Genomic DNA, 10,595 nt, shown 5'->3' on the forward strand with positions numbered 1-10,595 from the left:
CTCTCCGCCCACGTCCCCCCGCCCTTGCTTGGCGTTCCAAGGAGCTGGGCCGCTGGCACGCACCCTGCTTACATCCGCGCCGGGTGGGGGAGTCAGGGGCGCTGGGCCGGAGGTGGAAGATGAAGGGCGTTCAGGAACAGGCGCAGGGGCAGGGCAAGCACTGGGACCCGGTGTGCGGCAGGCACCTGGAGGCCCCGGAGGGCCATCCGTCATCGGAGTACAAGAAGCGCCGGTACTTCTTCTGTTCGGAGGTCTGCCGCACCGCCTTCGAGCGTCAGGCGGAGCGCTTCCGTCTCAACGAACTGGCGCGGGCCGGCGCACTGATGTCACCGGGCCGGGTGCGCTGGGGGCTTGCGTAGATGCCCGGCGGCTTCACGCCGCCTGACGCAGGTCCTTGAGGCGCAGGGACAGCTTTCGCTGGCCCCGGAAGGTGTCGAAGCCGGCCTGGAACGCCAGGTCCACCGGCCCCTCCACCATGGACACGCGGTCCGCCATGCCAAAGCCGATGGCGTCCAGCTCCGGCGCGTCCAGCAGCGCAAGCTTCAGGTGCCCGGCGCCACTGACGCCGGACTTCGCGGGCAGCACGCGCGGGCGCGCCGTCTGGCCGCGCAGCACCAGCACCGGCTCCGGGTTGCCCTGACCGAAGGGCCCCAGCCGCTGGAGTGACTCCACCGCGGAAGCATCCAGGTCGCTCGGGTTCACCACCGCGTCCACGCGGCAGCGGGGAATCAGGTCCTCGGGCGTCAGGCGCTGGAGGGCGATCTTCTCGAAGGCCGCGCGGAAGGCGGGCAGGTTCCCCGCGTCCACGGTGAGGCCGGCGGCGTGCTTGTGGCCACCGTAGCGCGTGAGCAGGTCCGAACAGCCGGTGAGCGCGTCGTACAGGTGGAACGCCTCGATGCTGCGCGCCGAGCCCTTCCCCACCCCGTCCTTCACGCCCACCATCACCGTGGGCCGGTGGTAGCGCTCCACCACGCGCGACGCGACGATGCCGATGACGCCCGGGTGCCAGCCCTCGTCGTAGAGCACGAACCCGCGCGCGTCCTTGTGCTCCTCCGCCTGCGCCAGCGCCTGCGTGAGGATGCTGCTTTCAATGCCCTGGCGCTCCGCGTTCGCGCGGTCCAACACCTGCGCCAGCGAGCGCGCGGTTTCGACGGAGTCCGCGCACAGCAACTGGAGGCCCAGCGACGCGTCGTGCAGCCGTCCGGCGGCGTTGATGCGGGGCCCCAGGCGGAAGCCCACCTGGCCCGCGGTGACGGTGGCGTCCGGCTCCAGGCCGGCCACCTCCTTCAGCGCGCGGATGCCGGGGCGGCGGCCCTGGGACAGCTCCTGGAGGCCGTGCGCCACGAGGATGCGGTTGGCGCCGGTGAGCGGCACCACATCCGCCACGGTGGCCAGCGCCACCAGGTCCATCAGCGCCTTGAGGTTGGGCTCCTTGCGCGTGGCGAAGAAGCCGTCGTCGCGCAGGCGCTTGCGCAGGCCCATGCAGAGGTTGAAGGCCACGCCCGCCGCGCACAGCACCTTCGTGGGATACTCGCAGCCGGGCTGGTGCGGGTTGAGGACGGCCACCGCGGGCGGCAGCGTGGGCGGCACCGTGTGGTGGTCCACCACGACGACGTCCAGGCCCATCTCCCGCGCGCGGGCAATCTCCGCCACGGACGTGATGCCGCAGTCCAGCGTCACCAAGAGGCGCGTGCCGTCCTGCGCGATGCGCTCCACCGCGCCCAGGTTGAGGCCGTAGCCCTCATCCAACCGGTGCGGGATGTACGTGGCGGGGGCCGCGCCCAGCTCCTTGAGGAACAGGTACATGAGCGACGTGGAGCTGACGCCGTCCACGTCGTAGTCCCCGTAGAGCGTCACCTTCTCCTTGTTGCGCAGCGCGCGGAGGATGCGCTCCACCCCGCCCGTCATGCCCTTCATCCGAAACGGGTCCGGCAGGTCCGCCAACCGGTCCGACAGGAAGGCCGACGCCGCCTCCGGCGTGCGGTAGCCGCGATGCAACAACACCCTCGCCGCCAACGGGTGCAGCGAGAGCTCTCCCGCCAGCAACCCGACCTCCTGCTCAACGACGTCTGGAAGCAACCACCGCATGGTGAAGGACAGTACCTCAGACGTCCGACCAAGGCAGTCCAACCCGTCCTCTCACATCTCCCCTCCTGCACGGTTGTTCAGACGTGCGCTCGCTCGCCTTCCTGCTTCCAACCTGCACGGCGGGTGCGCGGTGCCCAGCTTGAAAGCACACCACCGGACAACGGAGGCAGCGCATGCTTCGAAGAACCCTCCAGGGCGGCGCCCTGCTCGCCGCCGTGCTGTGCGCGGGCAGCGCGCTCGCGGCGGATAGGAAGCAGGGGGACGTGAACGTGTTCCTGCGCGGCGGCGTGGGCGACTACACGGGCGACCTGGGCGACCTGTCCAGCACGGGCCCCCTGTGGGGCCTGACGCTCAACGTGCAGCCCACCACCTTCCTGGGCCTGGAGGTCGGCTACGAGGGCTCGCAGAACAAGGTGAGCGACACGCGCCTCTTCGACGGGCCCTCGCTGGTGCGCAACGGCGGCAGCGCGCTCATCAAGGTGTCGCCGCCCTTCCTCACCGCGGTGCGCCCCTTCGCGGGCGTGGGCCTGGGCCTGTCCTACGTGGACGTGCGCGGCGCGGGCGCGGGGCTCTACGACTCGGACATGATGGAGGAGGTGCCCCTGGCGGTGGGCCTGGAGTTCAACACCGGAGGCCTCACCGCCGGCGTGCGCGGCACCTACCGCGTCCTCATCGACCAGGACTTCGCGGACGTCGCGGCGAACGACAACGGCGGCGGGCTGATGGACGCGTCGCTCACACTGGGCGCGCGCTTCTAGCTTCGGGTGGAAAGCGAAGGGCCCTCGCTTCCACGAAGGAAGGAGGGCCCTCACTGCATCCAGGCTGCGAAGGACGGCTCAGGCCGCCTTCGGCTCCTGCTTGCTGCCCTCGTGCGAATCACGGTGCGCCGCGCGCTCGTCCAGCCAGATGACCACCGGGCTGGCGATGTACACGGACGAGTACGTACCCACGAGGATGCCCACCAGCATGGCCATGGCGAAGTCGAAGATTTCGCCCACGCCGAAGATGAGCAGACCGATGAGCGACAGCGCCGTCACGCCGGAGGTGAGGATGGTGCGGCCCAGCGTGTCGTTGACGGCGATGTTGATGATCTCCGGCAGCGCCTTGCCCTTGTACTTCACCATGTCCTCGCGGATGCGGTCGTAGATGACGATGGTGTCGTTCACCGAGTAGCCCACGATGGTGAGCAGCGCGGCGATGGACGTGAGGTTGAACTCCCGCTGACTCACCAGGTAGTAGCCCGCGACCATGATGACGTCGTGGAGCATGGCGAGCAGCGCGCCCGGGCCGAACTTGAAGTCGAAGCGGAACGCCACGTAGATGAGGATGGCGACCATGGAGTACAAGAGCGCCATGACGCCGCGGTTGCGCAGCTGCTTGCCCACCTGCGGGCCCACGTAGTCCACGCGGCGCTGCTCGAAGTTGGGCTTCTCCATGCCGGCGCCCAGCGCGGAGAACACCTTGTCCGCCATGCCGCTCGCGACGACCTGGTAGTCGTAGCCGGTGCCGCCCTGGTTCGCGCCCAGGTCACGCACCTCCTGCACGCCGATGCCCGCCGCCTGCACGGCCTTCTTCACCGCGTCCGCGGACATGGGCTGCGCGGAGCGGAAGTTGACGATGCCGTTCGCCATGTCCGCGTACACGCTGCGCGTCTCGCCCAGGCCCTGGATGGCGGCCTTCGCGTGCTCCGCGTTCTCCTCCGTGAGCTGCGTGACGCCGCCCATGCGCAGCAGGAAGGTGTTCTCCTCGGCGGAGCCCACGCGCTGGACCGTCACGTCGTGCAGTCCGCCGGACTGCGCGCGCTCGCGGACTTCCTGCTCGGTGGTGGGCGTGTGGTACTTCAGCTCCACCACCGTGCCGCCGGCGAAGTCCACGCCGAAGTTGAACCCCACCGTGGCGATGCCCACGATGATGGCCAGGTTGACGAGCGTGGAGATGAAGAGCGCCGGCTTGCGCTTGCTGATGAAGTCGAAGTTCGTCTTGTGCTTGAGAATCTGCATGGCGGGTTCCCGTGGCGCCTGGGCCGGTTAGACCGACACCGACTGCGCATTACGACCGTGGACGAAGTAGGTCGTGATGACGCGCGTCACGACGATGGACGTGAACAGCGACGCCAGCAGACCCACGATGAGCGTGGTGGCGAAGCCGCGGACGGGCCCAGTTCCGGTGAAGAACAGGATGAAGCCCGCGATGAGCGTCGTCACGTGCGCGTCGAAGATGGTCCAGAAGGCGCGGTCGTAGCCCTGGTCCACCGCCGCGCGCGCGGACTTGCCCAGCGACAGCTCCTCGCGGATGCGCTCGTTGATGAGCACGTTCGCATCCACCGCGATGCCCAGCGTCAGCACGAACCCCGCGATGCCCGGCAAGGTCAGCGTGGCGTTGAAGAACGCCAGGCCCGCCAGGATGAGCAGACCGTTGAGCAGGAGCGCCACGTCCGCGATGAGGCCGGACTTGCGGTAGTAGATGGCCATGAAGACGATGACGAGCGCCAGGCCCACCAGCGCGGCCAGGCTGCCCTTCTTGATGAGCTCGTCGCCCAGCGTCGCGCCCACCTGACGGATTTCGCCCACCGTCACCGGCGCGGGCAGCGCGCCCGCCTTGAGCACCAGCGCCAGCGTCTGCGCCTCGCCCAGCCACTCCTCGAAGCTGCGAGCGCCCGCGCGGCCCATGGTGATGCGCGCGCGGCCGCCGCCAATCTTCTCGTTGATGTTCGGCGCGGTGTGCACGTTGTCGTCCAGCACGATGGCCATGCGACGGCCCACGCCCGCCTCGGTGAGCTTCTCGAACTCGCGAGCGCCCGCCGGGTCGAAGGCGATGTTCACCTCCGGCTCGTTCATCTGGCTGACGGACGCGTCCGCGCCCGACAGGCTCTCACCCGTGAGCGGCACGTTCTTGTCCACGAGGAAGCTGCGGTACGCGATGCAGTCGTTCTTCTTCACCGGGTTGGCCACGCACTGGGTCAGCACGTCGCGGCCTTCCGGCGCCTTGTCCTTCGCGTACGCCAGCAGCGCCTCGCGGTTGGGCGACGACAGCTGCGGGAAGCCTTCATCCTGCGCCAGGGTGATGTTGCTCTCCGCCGGCGGCGGGCTCTGGGTGAACATCTGCGCGAAGACCTGGGGGTTGGTGTCGTCCACCATCCGGAACTCCAGCTGCGCGGTGGTGCCCACCAGCTCCTTGGCCTGCTCCGGGTTGCTACGGCCCGGCAGGGAGATCTGGATGGAGTCGGTGCCCAGCTTGCGCACGTCCACTTCCGCCACGCCCCACTTGTCGATGCGGCGGCGGATGACGAGCATCGCCTGGTCCACGGCTTCATCGCGGAAGCGGTTCACCTGGCCCTCGTCCGGCTTGAGCACCAGCGTGGCGCCGTTGCGCGACTCCAGGGAGAAGTCGGTGAAGGTGGCCAGCACCTCCTTCTGGATTGCGTCCATCGTCGCCGGGTCCTTCGCGGTCAGCATCAGCTGCAGCCGCTCCGGATCCGTGTCCGCCGTCACCTCGCCCAGCTTCTTGTCGTTGACGTACGTGGCGATCTGCTGCCCGCGGCGCTCGGTGCGCTTCTGCAGGGCCGTCTTGGTGTCCACGCGCATGACCATGTGGATGCCGCCCTGCAGGTCCAGCCCCAGGTTGAGGCGGTACTTGGCGGGGGGCGCCCATGACGGCAGCCGCTTCTCCAGCACGGCGATGTTGTTGCGCTCGGCGCGATCCAACACCACCAGCGAGTAGTACGTGGGGACGAGGAACCAGAGCGTTCCCAGCGTCACCGCGACAATCATTCCGAACTTCCAATACCAGCCGCGGTCCATTTACTTGTCCTCCTTCTTGTCGGCGGAGGGCGCCGTCGGGGCCGCAGCCACCGGAACGGTTCCCTTCGCGCTGACAGCCGTCTTGAGCACGCGCACGCGCACGCCGCTGGCGATCTCCACCGTCACGGTGCTGTCATCCACCTGGTGGATGCGTCCGAGGATGCCGCCGGACGTCACGACGTCATCCCCCTTCTTCAGCCCCGCGAGCAGTGCACGGTGCTCCTTGAGCTGCTTCTGCTGGGGGCGGATCATCACGAAGTACATGATGGCCACCAGCACGGCGAGGAAGCCGAAGGTCCCGAGGGGAGAACCGGCCCCGGCCTGCGCGAGAATCAGGAAACTGTCAGCCACTCACTGCCTCGTGGTTTGAAGGGAGGATTCGGAAGAAATCCGTGTGTGCCCCGTCCCCGGCGTACGGGTGGGGGCAAAACATCCGAAAGGGTGGCCTCTTAGCAAGGGCGCCCCATGTGAGCAAGTGAACGCCGGAAGCACGGCAATCCCGTTGGTCGCTCACCGGCCACGGGTCCGCTCGGCCTCCTGGGCGTGGGCACGGGCCCGGAAGTCCTTCGCGAACGAAGCGAAACGGTCCTCGGAGATGGCCCTGCGCACATCCGCCATCAGGGTGAGGAAGTAGTGCAGGTTGTGCAGTGTGTTGAGGCGCATCGCGAGGATCTCCCCCGCCGCGAACAGGTGGCGCAGGTAGGCCCGGCTGAAGGTCCGGCAGGTGTAGCAGGAGCACGTCGGGTCCACCGGCCGGGGGTCCTTGGCGTAGGCCGCGTTGCGAATGACGAGCTTGCCCTCCGAGGTGAAGAGCAGGCCGTTCCGGGCGCACCGGGTGGGCAGCACGCAGTCGAACATGTCCACGCCCTGCTCCACGCACGTCACCAGGTCCAGCGGCGTCCCCACGCCCATCAGGTAGCGGGGACGGTCGCGGGGCAGCAGCGGCGCCGAGTACGCCACGCCCGCGTGCATCGCCTCCGGGGCCTCGCCCACGGAGTAGCCGCCCAGCGCGTACCCGGGCAGGTCCACCGCGCAGATCTCCTCCGCGTGGCGCTTGCGCAGGTCCTCGTGCAGGCCGCCCTGGACGATGCCGAAGAGCGACGAGCGCTCACGGCTCCACGCCTTCACGCACCGGTGCAGCCAGCGCGTGGTGCGGGCCAGGGACTTCTCCAGGTAGGGCCGGTCCTCGGTGGACGGGGGGCACTCGTCGAATGCCATGATGACGTCCGCGCCCAGCGTCTCCTGGATGGCGATGGAGCGCTCCGGGGACAGCGAGTGCCGCGAGCCGTCCAGGTGCGACTGGAACGCGGCGCCCTCCTCGGTGATTTTGCGTTTCTCCGACAGGCTGAACACCTGGAAGCCGCCGCTGTCGGTGAGCATGGGCCGGTCCCACGAGATGAAGCGGTGCAGGCCGCCCATCTCCTGGATGAGCGGCTCTCCGGGGCGGAGCATCAGGTGGTAGGTGTTGCCCAGGATGATCTGCGCATCCAGGTTGACGAGGTCGTCGGGGCCCACGCCCTTGACGCTGCCCACGGTGCCCACGGGCATGAAGATGGGCGTCTCGATGGGGCCGTGGGGCGTGTGCAGCCGCCCGCGCCGGGCCTTGGTGCCGGTGTCCTCGTGCAACAGCTCGAAGCGCACCAGCCCCGGGGGCACGCGGGTATCGCCCTTTTCCTTGCGCTGCTCGTCGACCACGGCACTCACTCCTTCACCAACATGGCATCGCCGTAACTGAAGAACCGGTAGCCCGCGCGCACGGCCTCCTGGTACGCGGCGAGCGTGCGCTCACGGCCCAGGAGCGCGCTCACCAGCATCACCAGCGTGGAGCGCGGGAGGTGGAAGTTCGTGAGGAGCACGTCCACCTGGCGGAAGACATAGCCGGGGCGGATGAACATCGCCGTCTCGCCGGGCCCGGAGCGCAGCCGGCCCGTCTGGGGGTCGGTGGCGGACTCCAGGGTGCGCACCACGGTGGTGCCCACCGCGACCACCCGGCGCCCCTCCGCCTTCGCGGCGTTCACGGCGGCGGCGGTGGCCTCCGGCACGGTGAAGCGCTCCGGGTGCATGTGGTGCTTGTCCAGCACCTCCTCGCGCACGGGGAGGAAGGTGCCGGGCCCCACGTCGAGCGTCACCTCCACGCGCGAGATGCCCCGCGCCGCGAGGCGTGCGAACACGTCGTCGGTGAAGTGCAGCCCCGCGGTGGGCGCGGCCACGGCGCCAGAGGCGCGGGCGTACACGGTCTGGTAGCGCTCGGCGTCGGCGGCGCTGGGCTCGCGGGTGATGTAGGGCGGCAGGGGGAGCCGTCCGGCCGCGTCCAGCAGCGACGCCAGGGAGGCGCCCGGCGCGGCGTGGAAGCGCACCCGGTACTCCCCTCCCCCCAGCGCCTCCAGGACCTCGGCGGACAGGCCGCCCGCGAAGGTGAGGGACTGGCCGGGCTTGAGGCCCTTGGAGGCCTGTCCCAGGCAGACCCAGTCGAGCGACTCGGGGGCGCCGCCCAGCGCGGCGGAGGTGAGCGTGGAGGTGGCGGCGGGGCGGACCACCAGCAGCTCGACGCGGCCGCCGGTGCCGGACTTCTGGCCCAGCAGGCGGGCGGGGATGACGCGCGCGTCGTTGAGGACGAGCAGGTCACCGTCGCGCAGCAGGTCCACGAGGTCGGTGAAGCGCTGGTGGCTCCACGCGCCGGTGGCACGGCTGACGACCATCAGGCGCGACGCGTCCCGGTGGGGCAGCGGGGCCTGGGCGATCTGCGCCTCGGGGAGCTCGAAATCGTAGTCGGAGAGGAGGGACGACACGGGGGCAGCGCTTGTAGCAGTCCCCGCGCCCTCGCGGAACCATCCGAGGCGGACGGAGGGGGTCAGTAGAGCTGCTGGAACTCGGCGCCCGGGTAGTAGTGGGAGAGGATGTCCCGGTACTCCTTGCCCTGGTCGGCGAGCGCCTTGGCGCCCCACTGGCAGAGGCCCGCCCCATGGCCGAAGCCGCGCCCGGTGAAGACGTAGCCCTTGCTGGAGGACTCCACGTCGAAATCCAGGCTCTTGAGCCGCGTGTAGCCCAGCCTGCGCCGGAACTGCACGCCGTCCACCGCGCTGCCATCCGCGAGCGTCACGCGCGTCACGCGGTGCGTGGCGGTGCGGCCGGTGACGCGCATGCCGCCCGGAGAGGACTTCAGGGCCTTGCGCAGCTCGCTCTCGGAGAGGGTCGCGGACCAGCGGCTGGCCGGCAGCTTGCCGCAGGGGCAGTCGACGGGCTTCAGGTAGGGCAGGTTCCGCCCGAGCGCGTCCTGACCGGACTCGGTGTGGCCGCCGCAGGAGGCGTGGAAGTACGCCTCGATGGGGGCCAGGTCGTACGTCAGGACCTCGCCGCGAGTGGCCTCGACCGCGGCGCGTGTCTTGGCGTCCTCGCGGTTGACGCCGCCGTACACCTGGTGGAGCACGCTGCTGCCCATGTGGAAGGCGGCACCGTACGAATCCAGCTTCTTCTGCAGCGCGTAGGTGCGGGCGGCGACGGCCTGGGCCTTGAGGGCTTCCAGGGGGAAGGACACCGGCATCTCGCTGCCGAGCACCGCGGCGAGGTAGTCCTCCAGGGGGATGACGTTGATGAGCTGGAGGCTGTCCCGGTAGACGCGGACGACGACGTCGCCGCGAACCTGCGAGCTGCCTGCCTTGAGGGGCTCGTTTCCGGGGCCGCCCGCGTCCAGGGACTCCATCCCTCCGCGAAAGCGAACGGCGTCGCCGAGGACTGGAGCCCCGTTGACCTCCAGCCGCCCGCTCCGGCGACGCACGGTGGCCTGACCCGCGCTGATGGCCACGAAGGTCCCGTCCTCGGCATCGGGTCCGAAGCCCAGGCCGCGACCGCTCACGCGGACCTCGTCCCCGGGGTCATCCATGGCAATGCGCATCGTCTCCACGGCGAACGCCCGCGACGAGGCGAGCAGGAGCAGCAGCAGTGCCACACGTTGCAACATGGTCGAACAGTCTAGGGGCGTGGCGATCCGCCTCAAGAAATCGACCAAAGGCCAGGACGCGGAGCGCGGGGCCGGGAGTGCACGCAGCGGGAGCGGTCGGCCGCCAACCCTCCCCGCCGGTGCGAAACGCGTTGACAGGATGGATGGGCCCAGGAGGCCCGCGAAAACGCTCGGAGGATGCCGCAGAATGGAACCCGCGTGACTGCCTCCGTGCCTGAAGCCTCCCGCCTGTCCTCCGAAGCGCTCGGCGCGGCCCTGCGCGAACTGGAGCCGCGCATGGCCGCCGTGTTGGTCCGCCGTCTCGTCGAGCGCCGCACGCTCGCGGAGTGCGCGACCTGGTACGGCATCTCCAGCGACGCGTTCTCGGTGCTGCTGTTGCGCTCCGCCGTCGCGTTGGCCCGAAAGGCTGGGCAGCCCGCGAGGGAACCGGAGGGAGCGGAGGAGGCCGCCGCCTGGGAGCGCATGTTGGCCGCGGTCGTGGAGAAGGACACGGCCCCCGTGCCGGTGGCGCTCGCCCCCGTGGCCCAGGTGTGCCGGCGCATGCACGAATTGGGGCCCGCGATGGAAACCACGCTGGCGGAGGCCGCGCAGGCGGACGCGGACTCGCCCGGACGGGCCCGTGAAGAGTGGTTGCGAAGACTGGCCGTGGCCGCGCTCCTCGCCCTGACGGCCTGGCTGTACTGGACCCGCCCCCCGGACCCCGAACCCAGGCCCGAACGCCGCATGCGTTCTCCAGAGCGCCGCTAGCC

The 10,595-nt window shown here is 69.9% G+C and carries 10 protein-coding genes; 3 read left to right on the top strand and 7 right to left on the bottom strand.

The features are described from left to right. The first annotated feature begins 119 nt into the window (after positions 1-119). Positions 120-359, top strand: a complete 240-nt coding sequence (locus tag D7Y13_RS31240; RefSeq protein ID WP_120537172.1) for a YHS domain-containing protein — start codon at positions 120-122, stop codon at positions 357-359. Between the two features lie 13 nt (positions 360-372). On the opposite strand, the gene recJ is transcribed toward D7Y13_RS31240, so the two are convergent. Next, the gene (gene recJ / locus D7Y13_RS31245; protein WP_120584006.1) at positions 373-2,088 is read right to left on the bottom strand and encodes a single-stranded-DNA-specific exonuclease RecJ; all 1,716 of its coding nucleotides are present in this window, start codon (positions 2,086-2,088) and stop codon (positions 373-375) included. Positions 2,089-2,261: 173 nt separating this feature from the next. Between recJ and D7Y13_RS31250 the strand changes: the two genes are divergently transcribed. Next, positions 2,262-2,846: an outer membrane beta-barrel protein gene (locus D7Y13_RS31250; RefSeq protein WP_120537170.1), complete on the top strand. Its 585-nt coding sequence runs from the start codon at positions 2,262-2,264 to the stop codon at positions 2,844-2,846. A 78-nt stretch (positions 2,847-2,924) separates the two neighbouring features. On the opposite strand, the gene secF is transcribed toward D7Y13_RS31250, so the two are convergent. The 6 genes from secF to D7Y13_RS31280 form a co-directional block, all read right to left on the bottom strand. Next, positions 2,925-4,088 (bottom strand): protein translocase subunit SecF, encoded by a 1,164-nt coding sequence (gene secF / locus D7Y13_RS31255; RefSeq protein ID WP_120584005.1) that lies wholly within the window; start codon positions 4,086-4,088, stop codon positions 2,925-2,927. A gap of 27 nt (positions 4,089-4,115) precedes the next feature. Next, the gene (gene secD, locus D7Y13_RS31260) at positions 4,116-5,888 is read right to left on the bottom strand and encodes a protein translocase subunit SecD (RefSeq protein ID WP_120537168.1); all 1,773 of its coding nucleotides are present in this window, start codon (positions 5,886-5,888) and stop codon (positions 4,116-4,118) included. Continuing rightward, positions 5,889-6,239 (bottom strand): preprotein translocase subunit YajC, encoded by a 351-nt coding sequence (gene yajC / locus D7Y13_RS31265; RefSeq protein ID WP_120537167.1) that lies wholly within the window; start codon positions 6,237-6,239, stop codon positions 5,889-5,891. 159 nt (positions 6,240-6,398) lie between these two features. After that, positions 6,399-7,532 carry a tRNA guanosine(34) transglycosylase Tgt gene (gene tgt, locus D7Y13_RS31270; protein ID WP_370451683.1) on the bottom strand — a complete coding sequence of 378 codons (1,134 nt, stop codon included), beginning with the start codon at positions 7,530-7,532 and terminating at the stop codon, positions 6,399-6,401. Positions 7,533-7,588: 56 nt separating this feature from the next. Further along, complete coding sequence (queA, locus tag D7Y13_RS31275) at positions 7,589-8,677, bottom strand: tRNA preQ1(34) S-adenosylmethionine ribosyltransferase-isomerase QueA (protein ID WP_120584003.1); 1,089 nt, start codon at positions 8,675-8,677, stop codon at positions 7,589-7,591. 62 nt (positions 8,678-8,739) lie between these two features. Further along, entirely contained in the window at positions 8,740-9,846 is a 1,107-nt protein-coding gene (locus D7Y13_RS31280; protein WP_120537164.1) for a SpoIID/LytB domain-containing protein, read from the bottom strand. Between the two features lie 198 nt (positions 9,847-10,044). Between D7Y13_RS31280 and D7Y13_RS31285 the strand changes: the two genes are divergently transcribed. After that, the gene (locus D7Y13_RS31285; protein WP_120584016.1) at positions 10,045-10,593 is read left to right on the top strand and encodes a hypothetical protein; all 549 of its coding nucleotides are present in this window, start codon (positions 10,045-10,047) and stop codon (positions 10,591-10,593) included. Positions 10,594-10,595: the final 2 nt, after the last annotated feature.

Source organism: Corallococcus praedator (genome assembly GCF_003612125.1).
Lineage (GTDB): Bacteria > Myxococcota > Myxococcia > Myxococcales > Myxococcaceae > Corallococcus > Corallococcus praedator.